The organism is Azospirillaceae bacterium (assembly GCA_028283825.1).
Classification (GTDB): domain Bacteria; phylum Pseudomonadota; class Alphaproteobacteria; order Azospirillales; family Azospirillaceae; genus Nitrospirillum.
In genome coordinates, this window is sequence record JAPWJW010000001.1 from 1,289,269 (window position 1) to 1,310,774 (window position 21,506).

Annotated in this window: 17 protein-coding genes; 8 read left to right on the forward strand and 9 right to left on the reverse strand. The window is 68.9% G+C overall.

Features of this window, described 5'->3' with window-relative positions; translation table 11 throughout:
* Positions 1-45 precede the first annotated feature (45 nt).
* Positions 46-3,171, forward strand: coding sequence for a winged helix-turn-helix domain-containing protein (locus tag PW843_05205; protein MDE1146007.1), 3,126 nt, complete (start codon positions 46-48; stop codon positions 3,169-3,171).
* On the opposite strand, the gene PW843_05210 is transcribed toward PW843_05205, so the two are convergent.
* Positions 3,063-3,812: an SDR family oxidoreductase gene (locus PW843_05210; protein ID MDE1146008.1), complete on the reverse strand. Its 750-nt coding sequence runs from the start codon at positions 3,810-3,812 to the stop codon at positions 3,063-3,065. The genes PW843_05205 and PW843_05210 overlap by 109 nt on opposite strands.
* 273 nt (positions 3,813-4,085) lie before the next feature.
* On the opposite strand from PW843_05210, the gene PW843_05215 reads away from it, so the two are divergent.
* Positions 4,086-5,009 (forward strand): Gfo/Idh/MocA family oxidoreductase, encoded by a 924-nt coding sequence (locus PW843_05215; protein ID MDE1146009.1) that lies wholly within the window; start codon positions 4,086-4,088, stop codon positions 5,007-5,009.
* On the opposite strand, the gene PW843_05220 is transcribed toward PW843_05215, so the two are convergent.
* From PW843_05220 to PW843_05235, 4 genes are all read right to left on the reverse strand, one after another.
* Positions 5,006-6,409: an MFS transporter gene (locus PW843_05220; protein ID MDE1146010.1), complete on the reverse strand. Its 1,404-nt coding sequence runs from the start codon at positions 6,407-6,409 to the stop codon at positions 5,006-5,008. The genes PW843_05215 and PW843_05220 overlap by 4 nt on opposite strands.
* Positions 6,409-7,035 (reverse strand): glutathione S-transferase family protein, encoded by a 627-nt coding sequence (locus tag PW843_05225; GenBank protein MDE1146011.1) that lies wholly within the window; start codon positions 7,033-7,035, stop codon positions 6,409-6,411. The genes PW843_05220 and PW843_05225 overlap by 1 nt, the downstream gene beginning before the upstream one ends.
* Positions 7,036-7,046: 11 nt before the next feature.
* On the reverse strand, positions 7,047-7,484 hold the full coding sequence (locus PW843_05230; protein MDE1146012.1) for a 6,7-dimethyl-8-ribityllumazine synthase: 438 nt from the start codon (positions 7,482-7,484) through the stop codon (positions 7,047-7,049).
* A 105-nt stretch (positions 7,485-7,589) separates the two neighbouring features.
* Positions 7,590-8,057, reverse strand: coding sequence for a MaoC family dehydratase (locus tag PW843_05235; GenBank protein MDE1146013.1), 468 nt, complete (start codon positions 8,055-8,057; stop codon positions 7,590-7,592).
* A gap of 109 nt (positions 8,058-8,166) precedes the next feature.
* Here PW843_05235 and PW843_05240 point away from each other — a divergent pair, with 109 nt between their 5' ends.
* The 3 genes from PW843_05240 to PW843_05250 are packed head-to-tail and all read left to right on the forward strand — an operon-like array spanning position 8,167 to position 11,431.
* A complete protein-coding gene (locus PW843_05240; GenBank protein ID MDE1146014.1) occupies positions 8,167-8,712 on the forward strand; it encodes a helix-turn-helix domain-containing protein in 546 nt (181 codons plus the stop codon).
* A gap of 14 nt (positions 8,713-8,726) precedes the next feature.
* A complete protein-coding gene (locus PW843_05245) occupies positions 8,727-9,836 on the forward strand; it encodes an HlyD family secretion protein (protein ID MDE1146015.1) in 1,110 nt (369 codons plus the stop codon).
* Positions 9,833-11,431, forward strand: coding sequence for a DHA2 family efflux MFS transporter permease subunit (locus PW843_05250; protein MDE1146016.1), 1,599 nt, complete (start codon positions 9,833-9,835; stop codon positions 11,429-11,431). The genes PW843_05245 and PW843_05250 overlap by 4 nt, the downstream gene beginning before the upstream one ends.
* 5 nt (positions 11,432-11,436) lie before the next feature.
* On the opposite strand, the gene PW843_05255 is transcribed toward PW843_05250, so the two are convergent.
* From PW843_05255 to PW843_05265, 3 genes are all read right to left on the reverse strand, one after another.
* A complete protein-coding gene (locus tag PW843_05255; GenBank protein MDE1146017.1) occupies positions 11,437-11,757 on the reverse strand; it encodes a catalase-related domain-containing protein in 321 nt (106 codons plus the stop codon).
* Between the two features lie 152 nt (positions 11,758-11,909).
* A complete protein-coding gene (locus PW843_05260) occupies positions 11,910-13,058 on the reverse strand; it encodes an efflux RND transporter periplasmic adaptor subunit (protein MDE1146018.1) in 1,149 nt (382 codons plus the stop codon).
* Positions 13,055-16,270: an efflux RND transporter permease subunit gene (locus PW843_05265; GenBank protein MDE1146019.1), complete on the reverse strand. Its 3,216-nt coding sequence runs from the start codon at positions 16,268-16,270 to the stop codon at positions 13,055-13,057. The genes PW843_05260 and PW843_05265 overlap by 4 nt, the downstream gene beginning before the upstream one ends.
* 167 nt (positions 16,271-16,437) lie before the next feature.
* Here PW843_05265 and PW843_05270 point away from each other — a divergent pair, with 167 nt between their 5' ends.
* Positions 16,438-17,112 carry a heavy metal response regulator transcription factor gene (locus PW843_05270; protein MDE1146020.1) on the forward strand — a complete coding sequence of 225 codons (675 nt, stop codon included), beginning with the start codon at positions 16,438-16,440 and terminating at the stop codon, positions 17,110-17,112.
* On the forward strand, positions 17,112-18,509 hold the full coding sequence (locus PW843_05275) for a heavy metal sensor histidine kinase (GenBank protein MDE1146021.1): 1,398 nt from the start codon (positions 17,112-17,114) through the stop codon (positions 18,507-18,509). Before PW843_05270 ends, PW843_05275 begins: the two co-directional genes overlap by 1 nt.
* A gap of 39 nt (positions 18,510-18,548) precedes the next feature.
* On the opposite strand, the gene PW843_05280 is transcribed toward PW843_05275, so the two are convergent.
* Positions 18,549-19,847 carry a cytochrome c peroxidase gene (locus PW843_05280; protein ID MDE1146022.1) on the reverse strand — a complete coding sequence of 433 codons (1,299 nt, stop codon included), beginning with the start codon at positions 19,845-19,847 and terminating at the stop codon, positions 18,549-18,551.
* Between the two features lie 46 nt (positions 19,848-19,893).
* Here PW843_05280 and PW843_05285 point away from each other — a divergent pair, with 46 nt between their 5' ends.
* Complete coding sequence (locus tag PW843_05285) at positions 19,894-21,402, forward strand: acid phosphatase (GenBank protein MDE1146023.1); 1,509 nt, start codon at positions 19,894-19,896, stop codon at positions 21,400-21,402.
* Positions 21,403-21,506: the final 104 nt, after the last annotated feature.

Sequence of the window (21,506 nt, forward strand, 5' to 3'; positions counted from 1 at the left end):
TGGCAGGTGTTTTTTGCAGGGGGTGGGAACCGTGGGGGGCGTGGCATGACCGATCAGGAAGGTTCGGGTTCCGAACGGATACTGGCGTTCGGCCCATTCCGCCTCGTCCCGTCCCGCAAGGTCTTGCTGGAGGGCGAGGCCCCCTTGCGCCTGGGCAGCAGGGCGCTGGACATCCTGGTGGTGCTGGCGGATCGCGCGGGCCAGGTGGTGGCCAAGGACGATCTGGTCGCCAACGTCTGGCCGGACACCTTCGTCGATGACGCCAACCTGCGGGTCAATATCGCCGCCCTGCGCAAGGCCCTGGGCGAGGGGCGCGACGGCGCCCGCTACATCACCAACGTGCCCGGCCGGGGCTATTGCTTCGTGGCCCCCGTCGTTCGGGTGGAGGGCATCCGCTTGGACGGGCAGGTGCTCGGCCCGGCGGTCCTGGGCACCGGTGTCGATCTGGTCCCCCACGGCGTTCCAACGCACAACCTTCCGGTCCGCCTGACGCGCATCGTCGGGCGTGCCGCCGTCATCCAGGCACTGGGCGCGCAACTGCCGGCCCGCCGTTTCGTCACCGTGGTGGGGCCGGGCGGCATCGGCAAGACGACGGTGGCGCTGGCGCTGGCGGAGACGTTGGCCCCGGCTTATGAGCATGGCGTGCGTTTCATCGACTTCGCCCCGCTGACCGACGCGGCGCTGGTGTCCAGCGCGCTGGCCGGCGCGCTGGGCGCGTCGGTGGTGTCGGACGACCCCATTCCCGACCTGGCGGCCTTCCTGCAGGACAAGCGCCTGCTGCTGGTCCTGGACAATTGCGAACATGTGGTGGGTACCGCCGCCATTCTGGCGGAAACGGTGCTGCGCACCGCACCCGGCGTCCACATCCTGGCCACCAGCCGGGAACCGCTACGGGCCGAGGGGGAATGGGTGCAGCGCCTGGCCTCGCTGGAAATCCCGCCGGTGACGGCGGCGCTGGATGTGGCCCAGGCCCTGAGCTACTCCGCCGTCCAGCTGTTCGTGGAGCGGGCCACGGCCAGCGTCGATACCTTCAGCTTCGGTGAGGATGAGGTGCCGCTGGTCATCGAGATCTGCCGGGGCCTGGACGGCATTCCGCTGGCCATCGAACTGGCGGCGGCACGGCTTGACCTGTTCGGCTTGCGGGGGCTGGCCTGCCGCCTGAACGACCGGTTCGCGCTGTTGGTGCGGGGGCGGCGCACCGCATTGCCCCGCCATCAGACCCTGCGCGCCATGCTGGACTGGAGTTACGAGTTGCTGCCGGCGACGGAGCGATTGGTGCTGCATCGCCTGTCCGTCTTCGCGGGCGGGTTCACGGTGGACAGTGCGGCGGTCGTGGCCGGTGACACGCAGCTGGGCCCGGGCGACGTCCTGGGGGCGCTGTCGAACCTGGTGGCGAAATCCCTTTTGTCCGCGGATGTTAGCGGTATCCACGTCCACTACAAGCTGCTGGAGATGACCAAGGCCTACGCCTTGGAGAAGCTGGTCGAAAGCGGTGAGCGCGACCGTGTGGTCCGGCGCCATGCCGAATGCCACCGCGACCTGATGGTGCGGGCGGAGGCCGAATGGGATAGCCGTCCCACCGCCGGCTGGCTGGAGGTCCACGGGCCCCAGATCGACAATGTGCGCGTGGCGCTGGCCTGGGCCCTCGGACCCGACGGGGACGCCGACATCGGCATCGCCCTGACGGCGGCGGCCGTGCCGTTGTGGATGCAGCTGTCGCTGATGAACGAATGCCGTGAAGGCGTGCGCCGGGCGCTGGACCAGGTGCGGCCGGGAGTGGTGCCGGAGGGGGACGCGGCCCTGGATCCCGCGGTCTCACGGGACGCGGCGCTGGTCCTGCGTCTGCAGTCGGCCTTGGGCACATCATTGATCTACACCAAGGGGCCGGGGGCGGAGGTTCATCAGGCACTGGCCCGCAGCCTGGCGCTGGCCGAACGGCTGGATGACATCGACTACCAGCTTCGTGCCCACTGGGGCCTGTTCGTCGAGGTCTTCAATGAGGCGCGTTATGCCCAGGCCCTGGCCATCACGGACCGGCTGCGGGCACTGGCCCTGCGCTCGGCCGATCCGGTGGACCTGATGATGGCCGACCGCCTGCGGGGCTTCGCGCTGCACCTGATGGGCGACCACGCCGCCGGGCGGTCGTATATCGAGGACTGCCTGCGCCGTTATGTGCGGCCGGCGCACCGCGGCCATCTGGTCCGGTATCAGTACGACCAGCGCATCGCGGCCTTCGTGCCGCTATCGGTAATCCTCTGGATCCAGGGGTTTCCGGACCAGGCCCACGCCATGGTCGAAACGGCGGTGGCGGAAGGGCAGGCCATCAACCATGCCCTGTCGCTGGGCTATATCCTGGCCACCGCCGCCTGCCAGGTGGCCTGCTTCACGGGGGATTTGGCGACGGCCGATCGTTTCACCGCCCTGTTGCAGGAACAGGCGGTGCAGCATGGCCTGGGGCCGTGGAGCCTGCTGGGGCAGTACTTCAAGCACCGGCTGCAGATCTGGCGGGGGGAAGTCGCCGGTGGCTTGGCCGGCATGCGCACCGCCTTGGCGCAGTTGGACGCCATGGGTTTCGCCCTGCGCGTCGTCGCCTATCACGGCGACCTGGCGGAGGCGCTGGGCCAGGCCGGCCGTTGGCAAGAAGGGCTGGAGGTCATCGACCAGGCCCTGCGCCGGGCCGAGGCCAACGGGGCGCGGTGGTGCGGCAGCGAACTTCTGCGCATCAAGGGCGAACTCTTGTTGCAGGAGGGTGGCGCCGGCTGCCTGCAAGCGGCGGAGGCGTTTTTCTGCCAGGCGCAGGAAATGGCCGCCGGCCAGGGTGCCCTATCCTGGGAATTGCGCGCCGTCATCAGCCTGGCCCGCCTGTGGCAGTTGACCGGACGGGCGACGGATGCCCATGCCCTGCTGTCTGAAACCCTGGGCCGTTTCACCGAGGGGTTCGCGACGGCGGACCTGATGCGCGCGCAGCGGTTGCTGTCGGCGCTGGCGCCGGATGGGGCGGTACCCCTCCAGTTCCATGTGGCCGAGTGCGGGGCCGGGGCGGTTACGGCCGGGGGCAACCCTCAGGCGCCGTACCCCCCGTCGATCGCCAGCACGGCACCGGTGACGAAAGACGCATCGGGGCTCGCCAGGAACAAGATGCCGGCAGCCACCTCTTCCGGCCGGCCATAGCGGCCGAAGGCGTTGGCGGCGGCCTGCACCGGGGCGAAGGGACCGTTGGCGGGGTTCAGGTCGGTATCGATGGATCCGGGCTGCACCACGTTGACGGTGATGCCCCGCCGGGCCAGGTCACGGGCGGCACCCCGGCAATAACCGGCGACGGCGGCCTTGGCGGCGGTGTAGTCGGCCAGGCCGGGGGAGCCCGCACGGTCCACCACGCAGGCGCCCACCGTGATGATACGCCCGTCGTCGGCCAGCACGCGCGACGCCGCCCGGATGGCGGTGACGACGCCGGTGAGGTTCACGGCGTACTGGTGGGTGATCGCCTCCTCATCCAGGTCGGGGTCATCGACCTCGCCGGTGGCGAAGGTGCCGGCATTGTTGACCAGGATGTCCAACCGGCCGAACCGGGCGAAGACCGCGCGCACCAGCTTTTCAACCGCGCCCGGATCGGCCTGGTCGGCCTGGAAGGCGGCGGCCTGGGCACCCCGCGCCTGGATGTCCTGCACCACGGCGGCGGCCTGGGCGTCGGACGCCACGTAGCTGATGGCCACGGCGGCGCCGGCGTGGGCCAGGGCGCGTGCCGTCGCGGCGCCGATGCCGCGTGAGCCGCCGGTGACCAGGGCCACCTTGCCCGCCAATTTCTTCGTCATACTTACCCGTGTCCTGGCCCATGTCTGGCCCGTGTCTTGGCGCCGTGTCCTGGCCCCCGTGCCCGTTCCCGTATCCGGGGCCTGTCATTGGCCGCGACGGGGCGCCGCATCGGGGCCATTTTGTCGCAAGGGTGACGCCGATCCCCCGTCATCGCTTGTATGTTTCGCGCCCATTTTGGCACCGCATGCGATATCGGGATGTGCCGGCCCTGGTTTTCGCCTTCGCACCGGTGGTAAGCAGGGCCCGATTGTTTTGGAACCGGGAGATGTGCCATGCGGGTGGCGATGATCGGGCTGGGGGATATCGCCCGCAAGGCCTACCTGCCCGTCCTTGGGGCCCGTCGCGACATCAGCCTGTGCCTGATGTCGCGGGATTCCGCCAAGGTGTCCACCATCGCCGCCGACTGGCGCATCCCCCATGCTTATGATGACCTGGACGTCCTGCTGGCCGATGGGCTGGATGCCGCCTTCGTCCATGCCGCGACATCGGCGCATGAGGAATTGGTGGGCCGGTTGCTGACGGCCGGCATTCCGACATATGTGGACAAGCCCTTGGCTGACTCAGGCGCCGCGTCGGAACGCCTGGTGGAACTGGCGGAGGCGCGCGGCGTCAGCCTGATGGTGGGGTTCAACCGGCGTTACGCCCCGGCCTACGCCGCGCTGGCCGGGGTCCCGCGCGACCTGGTGCTGATGCAGAAGCACCGCGTGGATCTGGCGGACGACCCGCGCACGGTGGTGTTCGACGATTTCATCCATGTGGTCGACACCCTGCGTTTCCTGCTGCCGGCGCCGGTGCGCGACCTGCGGGTCGATGCCCGTGTGCGCGACGGCCTGCTGCATCATGTGGTGCTGACCCTGTCCGGCGGAACGGGGGCCACCGCCTGCACCGCCATCGGCACCATGAACCGCGTGGCCGGCGTGAATGAAGAGGTGGTGGAGGTATCGGGCATGGGCCATGACGGCCAGGCCGTGCGCCACCGGGTGGTGGACATGGCCGACATCCAGGTGGCCGAGGCGGGGGTACGCACCGGCACCCGCCGGGGCGACTGGACGCCGGTGGCCGATCAGCGCGGCATCCGCCAGGCCGTGGACCATTTCCTGGGCGCGGTCAGCGCCGGCCGCGTGCTGGGCGCCCGCGACGCCCTGGAAACCCACCGCCTGTGTGAAGAGGTGGTGGCCCGGGTCGCCGTCGCTTAAGCCGCCACCTTCACCGTCAGGCGTAGGAAACTGGCGATGCTGGCCGCGCCGGCGGACAGGGCACCCAGCCATAAGGCCAGATAGGCGCCGTGCGTCAGGTCGTGGTTGGCCAGGATGCCGAAACAGGCGGCCGTCAGCGCCGCCCCCGTGGCCTGGCCCACCAGGCGCGCCGTGGCGACGATGCCGCTGGCCCCGCCGCTGCGGTGCAGGGGCGCGCTGCTCATGATGGCCTTCAGGTTGGGGGACTGGAAAAAGCCGAAACCGGCGCCGCAGACGCCCAGGCGCCAGGCGAAGTCCAGGGTGCTGGGCGCCAGGGGCAGCAGCGCCAGCAGCACCATGCCCAGGCTCAGGATCGCCAGGCCCAGTCCGCCCAGGGCGCCGGCCGGATAGCGGTCCGACAGCTTGCCGGCGATGGGCGCCATGATGGCCACGACCACCGACCAGGGCGTGATCAGGAAACCCGTCTCCACCGCCGTCCGGCCCATGACCGACTGGAACAGGAAGGGCAAGGCGACGAAGGCCAGCCCTTGCGTGATGAAGGTGCAGACCGAGGTCACCGCCGACAGGGCGAAGACCGGGTGGCGGAACAGGTCCACCGCCAGCATCGGGGCCGGATGCCCCCGCTGGCGGCGCAGCAGCAGGGCGCCGCAGAGGACGGTTCCGGCGATTTCGGCCGCCAGCTGCGGCCACCCGGCACCGTGCGCCGCCTCGCCCATCGCCAGCACCAGCAGCGAGAACAAGCCGGCCGTCAGGGCGGCCGCCACCCAGTCGAAGCGGTGGCCCGCCGGTGCGATGGCCGGCACGAAGCGGCTGGCCAAGGCCAACGCAGCCAGGCTGAGGGGCACGTTCACCAGGAACAGCCAATGCCAGGTCGCAACCGACAGGATGGCGGACGCTACAGTAGGCCCGGCGGCGAAGGAGACCGCCACCGCCAGGGCGTTGCGGCCGAAGCCACGCCCCATGATGCGGGCGGGATAGACGTGGCGGATCAGGGCGATGCTGACGCTGACCGTGGCCGCCGCCCCCAGCCCCTGCACCACGCGCGCCAGCGCCAGCAGCGGCAGGGTGGGCGCCAGTCCGCAGGCCAGCGATGAGATGGCGAACAGGATCAGGCCGGCTAGGTAGACGCGCTTTTGCCCCAGGATATCGGCCAATGAGGCCAGGGGCAGCACGGTGGCCGCCACCGCCAGCTGATAGGCGTTCACCACCCAGACGGACGCCGACGCCGTGGCGCCCAGGTCGATGGCGATGCTGGGCAGCGCGGTGTTGGCGATGGCGGTGTCCAGTGTCGCCATGGCGACACCGGTCAGGATGGCGGCCATGGCCCACAGCCGGGGCCGGTCGGGCAGGCCGTCGGTGGGGGCCGACGGCGCCGCGGCGGTGGTGATGGCGGCGGTCATCAGGCGGGCGGGGTGAAGGGCTGGACGATGTCCCGGAAGGCGGGCAGGGCCTCGCATCGGTCGGCGTGGCTTGCCAGGGCTGGCCAGCGGACGGTGTCGAACAGGCCGGGGTGCGCCTCACGCGTGAAGCGCAGGGCGCATGCGACCATGATGTCGGCATGGCCGGGCGCGTCGCCGAACCAGAACGGTGCCGCCACCGCCGCCCGGGCGGCATCCAGCGCGTCCAGCACCCCTTCCACCTGCGTCCGGCAACGGTCGGTCCATAAGGCCGAGGTCTGATCGTGCAGGACACGTTCATAGATCAGGGCCACGGCCTTGTCGGCCAGGCCCGATCCCAGGGCGCAGATCTTGAGGTCGCGGCGGCGGCCGGGGCCACCATCGGCGATCAGGGCGCGGGCGACGCCCGCCGTCTCATCCAGATGGTCCAGGATGGCGCCGCTTTCGATCAGCACCTCGCCATCCGGCAGGACCAGGGTGGGGACGCGGCGCAGCGGGTTGTAGGCCGCCAGCCGCTCCGCATCCCCGAAGGTGGACCAAGGGCGATGCTCAAAGGCCAGGCCATAAATGGTCAGCGCGATGCCGACCCGCCGCGTGAAGGGCGAGTCATACTGGCCGATGAGGATCATGGGGACAGGCCTCAGGCGATGTCGTCGTAGGGGGATTCTTCGGCGGCCAGCATCACCTGTACGGCGGCGACGGCGGCGACGGCGTGGCCCACCAGGCGCGGCTGGATCTGGGTGGGGAAGACTTCCGGCCCGATGATGCCGACACCGATGGGCTTCATGAATTCCAGCTGCATGTTGACCAGGGCGTCGCTGACTGACTGGCCCATGACGCGGCCGTGGGCGGTTTCGCCATGCTCGATGATGCCCAGCACCACCACCGCATCCACGTCGCCGCGCAGCAGCAGGCGCTTGGTCGCCAGCGGCTTTTCATAGGAACCCGGCACGCGGACCACGGCGCGCAGTTCCATGCCGCGTTCCTTGATGGCGCCGGCGGCCGCGGCCAGCATCGTCTCGCATTCGTTCTTATGGAAGGAGCCGACGACGATGGCGACTCCGCTTTTCTTGGACACGGATGCAACTCCCGAAATGATTGGCCTGAAATGGCAGGCGACAGTATGGCGGAAAGGCTGGGGGCGGGTCCACGTACGCCAACGCCCGGCCGCCTTGCATCCCCGTTAGTTCTCCACTGGCCGGCGGAACACCACGATCTTGGCGGTGAAGACCTGTAGCACCTCGTCCCGCTGGTTCCGCGTTTCGCTGCGCATGGTGACCATGCCACGGTCGGGGCGGGAGCGTGAGGGCTTCACCTCCAGGATCTCGCAATGGACCTGCAGGGTGTCGCCTGGCCGGGTGGGGGCGGGCCAGCTGATCTCACCCCCCGCACCCACCACGCCGCCGGCGATGGGCAGGCCGTCCACCATCAGCCGCATGGTCAGGGCCGCCGTGTGCCAGCCGCTGGCCGCCAGTCCGCCGAACAGGGTTTGCGCCGCGGCATCCTCATCCAGATGGAAGGGCTGCGGGTCGTAGGCGGCGGCGAACGCCTTTATCTGGTCGGCGTCCAGCGTGTGCGTGCCGGTGACGTGCCGCTGCCCGGGGTGCAGGTCGTCCAGGTACAGCTTCGGCGCGGGCGTGCTTTCGGGCATGGGTGGTTTGCTCCCTTCGCTGGTGGATTGTTACTTGCATAATAAAAGTTACTAGCGCTATATGGCGCCATGTGGCTTTCAATATGATAGTAACATGAGGGTGGCCGTCATGCAGCATAAGCCTATGGACGACACGCAATGCCCCGTGGCCCGCAGCCTGGAACGGGTGGGGGAGTGGTGGAGCATCCTGATTTTGCGGGAAGCCTTCCTGGGTGCCACCCGTTTCGATCAGTTCCAGAAAAGCCTGGGCATCGCGCCCAACATGCTGACCCGCCGCCTGACCACGCTGGTGGAGGTTGGTTTGCTGGAAAGGCGGCAGTACAGCGCCCGCCCGCCGCGCCATGAGTATGTGCTGACCGCCGCCGGCCAGGATTTCCGCCCGGTGCTGTGGGCCATCATGGCCTGGGGCAACCGTCATTTCGCGCCTGAGGGGCCGGCCATCCAGATCGTCGACAGCGCCACGGGCGTGCCGGCCGATCCCGTGCTGACGGACCGGGCCAGCGGCCGTGCCGTCGTCTGGCCGGATTTCCGCGTCGTGGCGGGCCCCGCCGCCACCGCCCGCACCCGCCGCCGCTATCCCGTCTGGCCCGCCACGGCCCCTGAGACCACCGACGAACCCGACACCCCGGCCGCCGCGAACGGCGCCGCAGCTTGAAGGATGCCCCGACCATGACCAGTCAAGCGTATGCGCGCCAGGACGGCGAAATCCTGGGCGGTGCCGTTGCCGCCAAGCCCCGGCGCCTGGGCCGGGCCATCATCGCCCCCGCCGTGATCCTCGCCATCGGCACCGCCGCCGCCGTCTACGGCTATGACTGGTGGACCAGCGGCCGTTTCATCGAAAGCACGGACGACGCCTATGTCGGCGGCGACGTGACGGTGATCGCACCCAAGGTCTCGGGCTTCATCGGCCAGGTGGCGGTGACCGACAACCAGGTAGTCCATGCCGGCGACCTGCTGCTGAAGCTGGACGACCGCGACTACCGCGCCGCCCTGGCCCGCGCCACCGCGGCGGTTGAGGCGCAGGAGGCCACGCTGGCCAATTTGGATGCCCAGCGCCGCTTGCAGGAGGCGGTGATCAATCAGGCCGCCGCCGGTGTGGCCGCCGCCAAGGCGGAGACCGACCGCACCCGGTCGGACCAGGACCGCTATCGCGCCCTGTCGGCCACGGCCGCCGCCTCGGTGCAGGCGTTCGAGCGGGCCGACGCCGCCTACAAGCAGGCGGTGGCCGAGGGGGCCAAGGCCGGCGCCACGCTTCAGGCGGCCCAGCGCCAGATCGACGTCATCGACACCCAGAAGCGCCAGACGCAGGCGGCCTTGGCCGGCGCCATCGCCGACCGCGACACGGCGCAGTTGAACCTCAGCTATACGGAGCTGCGGGCCCCCATCGACGGCACCGTCGGCAACCGCAGCGCCCGGCCCGGCGCCTATGCCACCGTGGGCGCGCAACTGATCGCCATCGTGCCGGCGCAGGGGCTGTGGGTGGACGCCAACTTCAAGGAAAACCAGATCGCGGGCCTGAAGGCCGGCCAGCCGGTGACTGTGGAGGCCGACGTGCTGCCCGGCCGCACCTTCCATGGCCGGGTGGTCAGCATGGCGCCCGCCACCGGCGCGCAGTTCAGCGTGCTGCCGCCGGAGAACGCCACCGGCAACTTCACCAAGATCGTGCAGCGCGTGCCGGTGCGGGTGATGCTGGACGGCGACGGCGCCACCCTGGGCAGCCTGCGTCCGGGCCTGTCGGTGGTCGCCTCCATTGACACCAAGGGCAAGGTGGCGCCATGACCGCCGCCGCCCTATCGGCCGGTGCCGCCCCGACCAAGCCCCGGGAGTTGTCGCCCCGGGGCAAGATATTCGCCTTCGCCGTCATGTGCGTGGGCATGTTCATCGCCCTGCTGGACATCCAGATCGTCTCCGCCTCGCTGCGCGATATCGGCGGCGGGCTGTCGGCCGGCACGGATGAGACGGCCTGGGTCCAGACCAGCTATCTGATCGCGGAGATCATCGTCATCCCGCTGTCCGGCTGGCTGGCGCGGGTCATGTCCACCCGCTGGCTGTTCGCCGTGTCGGCCGCCGGCTTCACCCTGACCAGCCTGATGTGCGGCTGGGCCTGGGACATCCAGAGCATGATCGCCTTCCGGGCGCTTCAGGGTTTCCTGGGCGGGTCCATGATCCCCATGGTCTTCACCTCCGCCTTCGCCTTCTTCGCGGGCCCGCGTGTCGTGGTGGCCGCCGCCACGGTGGGGGCGCTGTCGTCGCTGGCGCCCACCCTGGGGCCGACCATCGGCGGCTGGATCACCGACCATTATTCCTGGCACTGGCTGTTTTTCATCAACCTGGTGCCGGGCCTGTTCGTCACCATCGTCGTGCCCATGCTGGTGCGGATTGATGAACCTGACTGGTCGCTGGTCAAGGGCGCCGATTACGCCGGCATGCTGCTGATGGCGATCTTCCTGGGCTGCCTGGAATACACGCTGGAGGAAGGGCCGCGCTGGGATTGGTTCAGCGACGACACCATCCGCCTGACCGCCTGGATCTCCGGCCTGGCCGGTGTCGCTTTCGTCTGGCGCAGCCTGACCTTCGCGCGGCCGGTGGTGGACCTGACGGCCTTGAAAAGCCGCAACTTTGCCCTGGGCTGCCTGTTCTCCTTCATCACCGGCATCGGCATCTTCGCCACCATCTACCTGACGCCCCTGTTCCTGGGGCGGGTGCGGGGCTTCAGCGCGCTGCAGATCGGGCTCAGCATCTTTTCCACCGGCCTGTTCCAGGTCAGCGCCATCCCCTTCTATACCTTCCTGGCGCGGCGGGTGGATTTGCGCTGGCTGATGATGTTCGGCATGGCCTGCTTCGCTGCCAGCATGTGGAACTTCACCCCCATCACCCACGACTGGGGCTGGCGCGAATTGCTGGTGCCCCAGGCGTTGCGCGGTTTCGCCCAGCAGTTCGCGGTGGCGCCCACCGTGACGCTGACCTTGGGCGGCCTGGCGCCAACCCGGCTGAAGCTGGCGTCCGGCCTGTTCAATCTGATGCGCAACCTGGGTGGGGCCATCGGTATCGCCGTCTGCGGCACCATCCTGAACGACCGCACCAATCAGCATTTCCTGCACCTGGCCGAACGCCTGACGCCCGCCAACGACGCCATGCGTGAGTTGATCCGCAAGGTCGGCGCGTCGGACGTGGCGACCTTGGGCGGCGACGTGCTGCACGGCAATGCCGCGGCGCTGAAACAGCTGTGGAGCCTGGCTTATCGTGAGGCGCAGACCATGGCCTATGCCGATGCCTTCCTGGCCATCTTCGCCTGTTTCGTCTTCGCCACCCTGATGGTGCCGGCCATGAAGAAGGTGGCCCCGCCCAAAGGGCCGTCGGCCGACGCGCACTGAGGGTTTCAGCCGACCTTTTCCGCGATGCCAGGGGCTGGCAGGCCCAAGCGGGCGGCCAGCCCCGCCCCGTAGGCGGGGTCGGTGCGGCCGAAATGGTCCACCTGGCGCTGCTGCATCGCCGGGGGCAGGCCGTGCATGGCGGCGGCGACGTTGTCCATCAGGATGGCCTGCTGCGCCGGGCTCAACAGTTGGAACAGGGCGTTCATGGCGGCCATGGTGCGCGCCTCCTCATTAACGGGCTTTGGCAGGCCGAGGCTTGCCGGGCGGCCCGGCACGGACTCGATACGGCCGCAGGTCAGGCAGAACAGGGCGGGAAAGCGGGCCATTGGTCATGATCTCCCAAGCCGGTTCGCCGAACGCGGAACCGGCACCAGCATGATCGCCGCCGCCCGTCCTGGCTTGTACGGGCTTGCGCGCTTTTGTCCGTCTGTGTGACGGCTGTCACGCCTGTTGGGAAGATCCGCTTACAGTGACAAGGTCAGGGCCGGCTGCTGGCGGCGGGGACGACCCTGACCTCCTGGCCCGGGTACAGGGAATCGCCGGGGTTGGCGATCACGCGCTCATTGCCGACCAGGCCGGTCACGACCTCCACGCTGGTGCCGAAGTCGCGCCCGATGCGCACCGTCTTCAGCACCACCTTGCCGTCGTCGCCGACCACGGCGGCGGTGGGGCCGGCGGGGCGGAACAGCAGGGCGCTGACCGGCAGCTCGATGCCGGGGCCGGATGCCTTGATCGCCAGGTGCACCTGGACGAAGGCGCCGGGCAGCAGGGCGCCGTCGGCATTGTCGACGTCGCCCTCCACCCTCAAGGTGTGGCTCACGGGGTCGATGGCGCCGGCTGTCCGCGCGACGGTGCCGGTGAAGCGGCGATCGGGATAGGCCTGGGTTTGAAGGTAGACGGCGGTGTTGCCGCCAATCGCGGGGGCGTTCTCCTCCGGCACGTCGACGAAGACGCGCAGCTTGTCCGTCTCCGCCAGGTGGAACAGGGCGTTGCCGCCATCGGCGGTGACCAGTGTGCCCACATCGACCGCCCGGGCGGTGACCAGGCCCGCGAAGGGTGCAACGATCTTCTCGAACGATTGCAACTGTCCCAGGCGGTTGGCGTTGGCCTGGGCGGAGGCCAGCATGGCCTGCTTGGCCTTCTGATCGCTGTTTTTCTGGTCGGCCGCCTGTTGCGAGACGGACTCGGAACGGACCAGTTTTTCCCACCGCGCCGCGGTCAGGTCGGCCAGGCCCGCATTGGCCTGCGCCGTGGCGGCGTCCGCCTTGGCCTGGGCCAACTGGGCGTCCACCTCCGGGGCGGCGATGGTGGCCAGCACCGCCCCGGAGGCCACGTGGCTGCCGATGTCGGCGGACCAATGGGCGACATAGCCGCTGACACGGGCATGCAGGTCGGCCTCGGCATAGGGCATCGCCTGTCCCGGCAGGACCAGATCCTGCGTGGCGGGCGCCCGGCCGGGCTGGATGACGTTGACCGCCATCGCGGTCTGCGCCTCGGCTTTGGCCTGGGCCGACGCGTGCAGGCGGGGGATGATCCCCAGCGCCAGCAGGGCGCCCGCCACCAGGGCAGGAACGATGAGAAGAAAGGGGCGGCGGGCGGGGGGCTTGTTCATGGCGGACGGGCTCATGATTGGGGGTTTTCCTGGAAGGGGGGCAGGGCATGGGTAGGGCCAGGGCGGGCGGCGCGGCGGGCCAGCCAGCCGTGCAGGGCGGCGAAGGCGACGGGCACGAAGACCAGGGTGGCGACGGTGGCCGCCGCCAGGCCGCCGATGACGGCGCGTCCCAGCGGGGCGTTCTGCTCACCCCCATCCCCCAGCCCCAGGGCCATGGGCACCATGCCGATCAGCATGGCCAGCGCCGTCATCACCACGGGGCGGAAGCGGCCGACGCCGGCGGTCAGTGCCGCGTCCAGCGGTGCCGCCCCGTCCGCCTGGGCGTGCCGGGCGGCGTTGACCACCAGGATGCTGTTGGCGGTGGCGATGCCGATGCACAGGATGGTGCCGGTCAAGGCCGGGACGCTCAGGGTCGTCTGCGTGCTGAACAGCATCCAGGCGATGCCGGCGAACAGGGCCGGCAGGCCGCTGATGATGACCAGCGGGTCCAGCCACGACTGGAAGGTCACCACCATCAGCAGGTAGACCAGCACCATGGCCAGGACCAGGCCCGACGCCAGGCCGGTGAAGGACTGGCTCATCGCCTGCACCTGGCCGCGCACCACCAGCGTGGACCCCGGGGCAAGGTGGGGCCGGGCGGCGGCGACCAGCTTTTCCACGTCGGCCGCCGTGGCGCCCAGGTCGCGGCCCTGGACCGAGGCGAAGATGTCGATCACCGGCTGGACGTTGTAGTGGGAGACCACGGCCTGCTGCTGTGACCGCGACAGCGACCCCAGCGTGCCTAGGCGGTTGGCCGCCGGCGGCGCGCCCGGCGCCGTGGCCGTGGTGGCGGGCGTGGTGACGGGGATGTTGGCCAGCGCCTGAAGGCTGTCCACATCGTACTGCGGCACCTCGGCCATCAGCGGATAGCTGACGCCGTTGCGCGGGTTCAGCCAGAAATTGGGCGTGGTCTGCGAACTGCCGGACAGCGCGATCAGCAGGTTCTGGGCCACGTCGCGCTGTTGCAGGCCCGATTGCAGCGCTTTGGTCCGGTCCACGGTCACGTCGATGGATGGCAGGTCGTCGGGCTGCTGGATGCGGGCATCGACCAAGCCATGCACACCGCGCAACTGGTCCAGCAGGGTGCGCGCCACCGCGCGGTTGGCATCCAGATCCTTGCCCACGATCTGGATGTCGATGGGGGCGGGCAGGCCGAAGCTCAGGATCTGGCTGGTGATGTCGGCCGGCAGGAAGGCGAAGGTGATGGACGGGAACGCCTGGGTCAGCGCCTGGCGCAACTGCGTGACATAGCCGGCGGTGGGGTGATGATTGGCACCCAGCGTCACCAGGATGTCGGCGTCGGCGCTGCCGATGGGGGCGGCGCTGTTGTAGGTCAGGTTGATGCCGCTGACGGGCAGGCCGATGTTGTCCAGCACGCTGGCCAGTTCGGCCGCCGGAATGGTCTGGCGGATGCGGGTCTCCACCTCATCGGCGATGCGGGCGGTCTCCTCAATCCGGGTGCCGGTGGCGGCCCGCATGTGCAGGCGGATTTCGCCGGAGTCCACCGCCGGGAAAAAGTCGCGCCCGACGAAGGCCAGCAGCACGGTGGACGCCAGGCACAACACCAGGAAGGCGGCGATGGTCCGGCGGGGTGCGGCCAGCGCGCCTTCCAGCAGGTGGCGGTAACGGTCGCGCAGCCGTTCGAACCCGCGCTCGAACCCGGCCTGCATCGCCGACAGACGTCCGGCCAGGCCGGTGGGGGACGTCTTCCCCGTCCGCAGCAGCATCATGGCCAGCGTCGGCACCAGCGTGCGGGACAGGAAGTAGGAGGCGGCCATGGCGAACATCACCGCCTCCGCCATCGGCACGAACAGATAGCGGGCCACACCCGACAACAGGAACATCGGCAGGAAGACGATGCAGATGCACAGGGTGGAAACCAGGGTGGGCATCGCGATCTCACCCGACCCGTCCAGGATGGCGGTGTGCAGCGGCTTGCCCATTTCCAGGTGATGGGTGACGTTCTCGATCGCCACCGTGGCGTCGTCCACCAGGATGCCCACGGCCAGCGCCAGGCCGCCCAGGGTCATGGTGTTGATGGTCTGCCCCAGGGCGCTCAGGGCCACCAGCGAGGCCAGGATGGACAGCGGGATGGACACCGCGATGATCAGCGTCGACCGCCAGCTGCCCAGGAACAGCAGGATCATGGCGCCGGTCAGGCCGGCGGCGATCATGCCTTCGCGCACCACGCCCTGGACGGCGCTCTGCACGAAGACCGACTGGTCCGACACCGTCTGGATGGCCAGGGCCTTGGGCAGGCCGGCCACGATGGTCGGCAGCATCGCCTTGACCTGGTTGATGATGTCCAGGGTCGAGGCGCTGCCGCTTTTCTCCACCTGCAACAGGGCGGACCGCTTGCCGTCATGGCGCACGATGTTGGCCTGGGGGGCGTAGCCGTCGCGGACGTGGCCGACATCGCGCAGATAGACGACGCTGTCGCCGACGGTCTTGATGGGCAGGTCGTTCAGGGAGTCGACCGTGGGCGTGCTGCCGTTCATCTGCACATTGTATTCGCGGGCGCCGATCTTGGCCGTGCCGCCCGGCAGGGTCAGGTTCTGGGCATTCACGGCGTTGACCACGTCCAGCGGCGCCAGGCCCTTGGCCTGTAACGCCTGGGGATTCAGGTCGATCATGATCTGGCGCACCTTGCCGCCATAGGGCAGGGGCACAGACGCGCCCTGGACGGTGGCCAGCTGGGTGCGGATGAAGTTGTTGCCCAGGTCGTACAACTGCTGTTCGGGCAGGCTGTCGCTGGCCAGGGCCAATTGCAGGATGGGCACGGTGGAGGCGTTGTAGGCCATCACCATGGGCGGCAGCGTGCCCGACGGCATGTTGCGCAGGATGGACTGCGCGTTGGACGAAGCCTCGGCTATGGCGCGGTTGATGTCGGCGCCCGGATGGAAGAAGACCTTCACCACCGCGACGCCGTTCAGGGATTGTGACTCGATATGCTCGATATCATCCACGTCCGAGGTCAGGGCGCGTTCGTATCCCGACGTGATGCGGTTGGCCATGTCCTCCGCCGACAGGCCGTTATAGCTCCAGACGATGCTGAGCACCGGGATGTCGATATTGGGGAAGATGTCCGTCGGCATGCGCAGCAGCACCAGCGGCCCGACGATCAACAACAGCAGCGCCAGCACGATGAACGTGTGTGGCCGCTGCAAGGCAAGCCGGACGATCCACATGTAATAACCCCTGGAACACCAAAACGTCGGCCAGTGAAGGCCACGGTGTCACCTTAGGCAGGGCGTCTGTCCCGGCCCTGACGCCCGGATTACGATTCCGTAATCTGTGGACTTGGGCACGGCCCTGCCGTCAAATCGGCGTGTTTCCGTCCACCTTGGGGACAGCCATGCGCCTGCTTGTCGTCGAAGATGAACGCAAGACCGCCGATTATTTGAAGAAGGGTCTGGAGGAGTCCGGCTATGTCGTCGATGTGGCGTCGGACGGGCTGGACGGCCTGCACCTGGCGACGGAGGAGGAGTACGACGTCATCATCCTGGACGTCATGCTGCCGCGCCTGGACGGCTGGACCGTGCTGAAGCGCCTGCGCGACAGCCGGGCCACGCCCGTGCTGTTCCTGACCGCCCGGGACGAGGTGGAGGACAGGGTGCGCGGCCTGGAACTGGGCGCCGACGATTACCTGGTGAAGCCCTTCGCCTTCGTGGAACTGCTGGCGCGCGTGCGCACCCTGGGGCGGCGGGGACCGCCGCGCGAGGGGGCGGAACTGGCGGTGGGCGACTTGCAGATCGATGCCGTTCGCCGCCGGGTTCGGCGGGGCGACACCCGCATCGACCTGACGCCGCGCGAATTCGCCCTGCTGCACCTGCTGGTCCGGCGGCGGGGGGAGGTGTTGAGCCGCACCCAGATCGCCTCCTTCGTCTGGGACATGAACTTCGACAGCGACACCAACGTCGTCGACGTGGCGGTGCGCCGCCTGCGCGCCAAGATCGACGACGATTACGGCGTGAAGCTGATCCACACCGTGCGTGGCGTCGGGTACGTGCTGGACCTGAAGGACGATTGATGCGCCGCCTTTCGCTGACGGCCACCCTGGTTATCGCCTTCGCCGTCCTGATCACCGCCGTGCTGGGCGGTGCGGGCGTGGTGCTGTACGGCGCCCTGGCGCGGCAGACCCAGGCGACGGCGGATGAGGACGTGGTGCTGACCGCCCGGCACCTGCGCCGGCTGATCGTGGAGGTCGGCAGCGTCGGCGGCATCCGGGAACATGAGGGGCGGTTGACGGCCCTGGTGCTGGGCGATGACGCGCGGCTGTTGCAGGTGCGCGACGCCGACGGCGCGTTGCTGATCGACCGTAATCCCGGGCGCACGCCGGTGGCGCCGCTGGTGCCCGTGCCCTCCGCCCACCGCATCACCGATGCCGACGTCAGCGAATGGCCGGATGCGGGGGGTGCGCCGGTGCGCGGGCTGGCGGTGGCGGTGACCTTGCCGGATGGGGCGACGGTCCAGGTGGTGGTCGCCCGCGACATGGCGGACCGGGCCGGCCTGATGGCGTGGTATCGCCGCACCATTATCCTGACCATGGCGGCAAGCCTGGCGGTGGCGCTGGCGCTGGGCTATGGCCTGGTGCGCATCGCGCTGCGGCCACTGCAACACATCGCGCGCACGGTGGCGGAGGTGACGGCCCAGCGCCTGGACCACCGCATCGACCAGGCGGCCCTGCCGGTGGAATTCGACGGATTAGCACGGTCGCTGAACGCCATGCTGCAACGGTTGGAAACCGGGTTCGACCGGATGTCGCAGTTCACCGCCGACTTGGCGCACGATTTGCGCACGCCGGTGTCCAACATGCGGGGGGCGGGGGAGGTGGCGCTGTCCCGGCCCCGCACGGCGGACGAATACCAGGGGCTGATCGTTTCCAACCTTGAGGAATGCGAGCGGCTGTCGCGCATGATCGAAAGCGTGCTGTTCCTGGCACGGGCCGAACACCCCCAGTTCGCCGCCGCGCTGACGGTGTTCAACCTCTCCGACGAATTGGCCCGCATCGCCGATTATTTCGAAGGCATCGCCGATGAGGCCGGGGTGGCGGTGCGGGTAACGGCGTCCGGGACGCTTCGCGCCGACGCCGACCTGTTCCGGCGGGCGGTCAGCAACCTGCTGGCCAATGCGCTACGCTACACCGCGGCGGGCGGCACCGTCACCATCAGCGCCGGGGTGGAGGCGGACGGCACGCGCCGGATCACGGTCGCCAATCCCGGCGCGCCCATCCCGCCCCAGCATCTGGACCGGCTGTTCGACCGTTTCTACCGCGTGGATCCGTCGCGAACCGGTGCCACGGGATCGACCGGCCTGGGCCTGGCTATCGTGCGCACCATCATGGATTTGCACGGCGGCATCGCCACTGTCGCCAGCGATGGCGGGGGAACGCGCTTCGACCTTCGTTTCCCGCCTCACCCGGCGTAAGTGCCGCCGCCACTGTCATCATCCTGAGATGCGCGTGAACTATGGTCCCGCCGTCTTCGTGGCCGACCAGCCGTCCGTCAGGGTTCCCAGAAAGGCGATGATGTCGTGAATCTCGTCCTTGTTCAGCGCCGCCGGGTCGCCCGGCTGTCGGCCGAAGGGCGGTTCCATGTTCACGGCGTCCTGCCGGCCCTGCGGCAAATCGTCGAACTTCATGACGCTGCCGTGGGTGTCGCGGCCGTACCATTTGGCCGGGTCGCTGTCCCGCTCCGCATAGAATTCCATCACCTGTTGCAGGGTGTGGAAGGCGCCGTTGTGCATGAACACGCTCCGCAGGGCGACGTTGCGCAGGGTGGGCGTGCGGAAGCGGCCGCAATAGTCGGTGACGTTGGTGAAGTCGGTGCGCAAGGGCCCGCACAGCCCCATGTCGAAATAGGCGGCGTCGGCGTTGGCCGGTATCGCGCGGTTGCGGGGCACGCCGATGGCGATCATGCCGTAGTCGGTGAAGTGCGGCGGGGTGCCGTCGCGCCCGCGCTGGCTGATGTGGCAGCTGGCGCAGTTGCCCCGCGCCGGATCCTCGAACGCCGCCAGGCCGCGCGCCTCCTCGGCCGTCAGCGTGGCCTTGCCCGCCAGATAGGCGTCGTATTTGCTGGTGTAGGGATGGAAGGTGGCGCCGTCCTGCTGGAAGGCCGCCAGGGCGCGCAGGGCCAGTTCCACCGTCTGCGCCGGCGTGGCGTCCTTGGCGGCTACGGTGGCCCGCAACCGGGCGCCGTAGCCCCCTTGCTCCAGTCGTCTCCCCAAGTCGGCAGGGTCGGTATTGCCCATCTCGAACGGGCTGAACAGCGGCACGCGGGCCTGTTCCCGCTGTCCGTCCACCCGGCCGTCCCAGGTCAGGCCGCCGGTGGGGCCGTTGTCGATGCTCTCATCCCCCTCATCCTCCGGCGTGAAGTAATGCTCGGTGAAGGCCGGGACGTCCTGCAAATACATCAGCGACGGCACCGCCCGCACGCCGGGTGTTTTGCCGTCGGCGCCGCCCAGGCGCACCGCCAAGCCGTCCGGCGGGCCGAAAGCGTGCGCCGGGTCATGGCAGCTGGCGCACGCCAGGGTGCCGGAGGCCGACAGGCTGGGATCGAAGAACAACTGCCGGCCCACCTCTGCCAGGGCGGCGGCCTGGCGGTAGACTTCCGCCCGGCTCAGGGCCTGGGCATGCGCCTGCGGGGTGCCGGTGGCGCACAGCGCCGCAAGGGCGATGAAGGGGATGCGTTTTTTTATGCGCGCGTATAAGACCGAAGAAACCGAAAAGGAAAACATGATGCGGTTGGCGAAGAAATTGATGGGCATGGGCTGGCGCGGGCTTCCAGTGGTGATGACGCTGACCGCCGGCATCATGACAGGCTTTGGTGACCGGGCGATGGCGGCGGAACAGCATGTCGCCGCCGGCAAGGACCTGGACCAGATCCAGACCGTGGTGGTGATTTACGCGGAAAACCGCAGCTTCGACAATCTGTACGGCGACTTCCCCGGCGCCAACGGCCTGGCCAATGCCGCCGCCGCGGCACCACAGCGCGACCGCGACGGATCGCCGCTGAAGGAACTGCCCCCCATCTGGGGCGGCCTGACGGCGCGCGGGGTGATGCCGGAGGTGACGCAAGCGCAGACCGAACATCTGCCCAACCAGCCCTTCGCCGTGGACGACCCCAAGAGCTTCAACCAGCCCATGGGCGTCATCACCCGCGACCTGGTGCATCGCTTCTACCAGAACCAGATGCAGATCGATGGCGGCAAGAATGACCTGTTCGCGGCCTATGGCGATTCCGGCGGCATGGTCATGGCCCATTACGACGGGTCCAAGCAGGCGATGTGGAAGCTGGCGCGGGACTACACCCTGGCCGACAACTTCTTCATGGGTGGCTTCGGCAGTTCCTTCTTCAACCATTTCATCCTGGTCTGCTCCTGCGCGCCGCAGTACCCGCACGCGGACCAGAGCCCGGCCAAGGGCCTGGTCGCGGTGACCAACCCGGACGGCGTCAGCCTGAAGCTGGCCGATAACAGCCCCAAGTCGGCGCTGGAGGGCGTGCCCAAATTCTTCAAGGACGGCACGATCACGCCGGACTTCTACGCCGTGAACACCATGCAGCCGGCCTACCAGCCCAGCGAGAACAAGCCGGCGCCGGGCGGCGATCCGCGGCTCGCGGATCCGGCGAACCCCACGACCCTGCCGCCGCAGACCATGACCAATATCGGCGACCTGCTGAGCCAGAAGAAGGTCAGCTGGGCCTGGTACGGCGGCGCCTGGCAGGCGACGCTGGACGGGCACAACACCTCGCCCGTGCCCAATTTCCAGTTCCACCATCAGCCCTTCAACTTCTTCGCCAATTACGCCCCCGGCACCAAGGCCCGGGCGGAGCATCTGCGCGACGGCGGGCTGGAGGGCCGGGCCTTCATCCGGGACATCGACGCCGGCAAGCTGCCGACCGTCACCTTCTACAAGCCGCAGGGCAACCTGACCCAGCATTCCGGCTATGCCGACGTGGAATCGGGCGACAACCACATCGCCACCCTGGTGCAGCACCTGCAGGCGTCGCCGCAGTGGAAGCATATGCTGGTGGTGGTGACCTATGACGAGAACGGCGGCTATTGGGACCATGTGGCCCCGCCCAAGGGCGACCGCTGGGGCCCCGGCACCCGCATCCCGGCCGTCATCATCTCGCCCTACGCCAAGAAGGGCTATGTCGACCACAGCTTCTACGACACCACGTCCATCCTGCGCTTCATCACCCGCCGCTTTGACCTGCCCAAGCTGGAAGGCATCAAGCAGCGCGACGCCGCCCTGGCCGCCAACGGCAGCCCGGCGCTGGGTGACCTGACGGGGGCGCTGGACTTCGGCGCGAAGTGAGATTTCAAAAGGACAGAAAAACGGGCGCCCAGGTCGGCGCCCGTCACATTTTGACGGGGGGCTCGAGGTCGCCCTTGTCAGATTTGAGTGCGCGCTATACAACT

Excerpts from the sequence above, each read along its gene's own strand:
- PW843_05285 (MDE1146023.1), top strand. The coding sequence starts at position 19,894 with ATGACAGGCTTTGGTGACCGGGCGATGGCGGCGGAACAGCATGTCGCC.
- PW843_05235 (MDE1146013.1), bottom strand. The coding sequence starts at position 8,057 with ATGCCCGAAAGCACGCCCGCGCCGAAGCTGTACCTGGACGACCTGCAC.
- PW843_05280 (MDE1146022.1), bottom strand. The coding sequence starts at position 19,847 with ATGCCCATCAATTTCTTCGCCAACCGCATCATGTTTTCCTTTTCGGTT.
- PW843_05270 (MDE1146020.1), top strand. The coding sequence starts at position 16,438 with ATGCGCCTGCTTGTCGTCGAAGATGAACGCAAGACCGCCGATTATTTG.
- PW843_05255 (MDE1146017.1), bottom strand. The coding sequence starts at position 11,757 with ATGGCCCGCTTTCCCGCCCTGTTCTGCCTGACCTGCGGCCGTATCGAG.
- PW843_05265 (MDE1146019.1), bottom strand. The coding sequence starts at position 16,270 with ATGTGGATCGTCCGGCTTGCCTTGCAGCGGCCACACACGTTCATCGTG.
- PW843_05260 (MDE1146018.1), bottom strand. The coding sequence starts at position 13,058 with ATGAGCCCGTCCGCCATGAACAAGCCCCCCGCCCGCCGCCCCTTTCTT.
- PW843_05210 (MDE1146008.1), bottom strand. The coding sequence starts at position 3,812 with ATGACGAAGAAATTGGCGGGCAAGGTGGCCCTGGTCACCGGCGGCTCA.
- PW843_05275 (MDE1146021.1), top strand. The coding sequence starts at position 17,112 with ATGCGCCGCCTTTCGCTGACGGCCACCCTGGTTATCGCCTTCGCCGTC.
- PW843_05225 (MDE1146011.1), bottom strand. The coding sequence starts at position 7,035 with ATGATCCTCATCGGCCAGTATGACTCGCCCTTCACGCGGCGGGTCGGC.
- PW843_05240 (MDE1146014.1), top strand. The coding sequence starts at position 8,167 with ATGCAGCATAAGCCTATGGACGACACGCAATGCCCCGTGGCCCGCAGC.
- PW843_05205 (MDE1146007.1), top strand. The coding sequence starts at position 46 with ATGACCGATCAGGAAGGTTCGGGTTCCGAACGGATACTGGCGTTCGGC.
- PW843_05215 (MDE1146009.1), top strand. The coding sequence starts at position 4,086 with ATGCGGGTGGCGATGATCGGGCTGGGGGATATCGCCCGCAAGGCCTAC.
- PW843_05250 (MDE1146016.1), top strand. The coding sequence starts at position 9,833 with ATGACCGCCGCCGCCCTATCGGCCGGTGCCGCCCCGACCAAGCCCCGG.
- PW843_05220 (MDE1146010.1), bottom strand. The coding sequence starts at position 6,409 with ATGACCGCCGCCATCACCACCGCCGCGGCGCCGTCGGCCCCCACCGAC.
- PW843_05245 (MDE1146015.1), top strand. The coding sequence starts at position 8,727 with ATGACCAGTCAAGCGTATGCGCGCCAGGACGGCGAAATCCTGGGCGGT.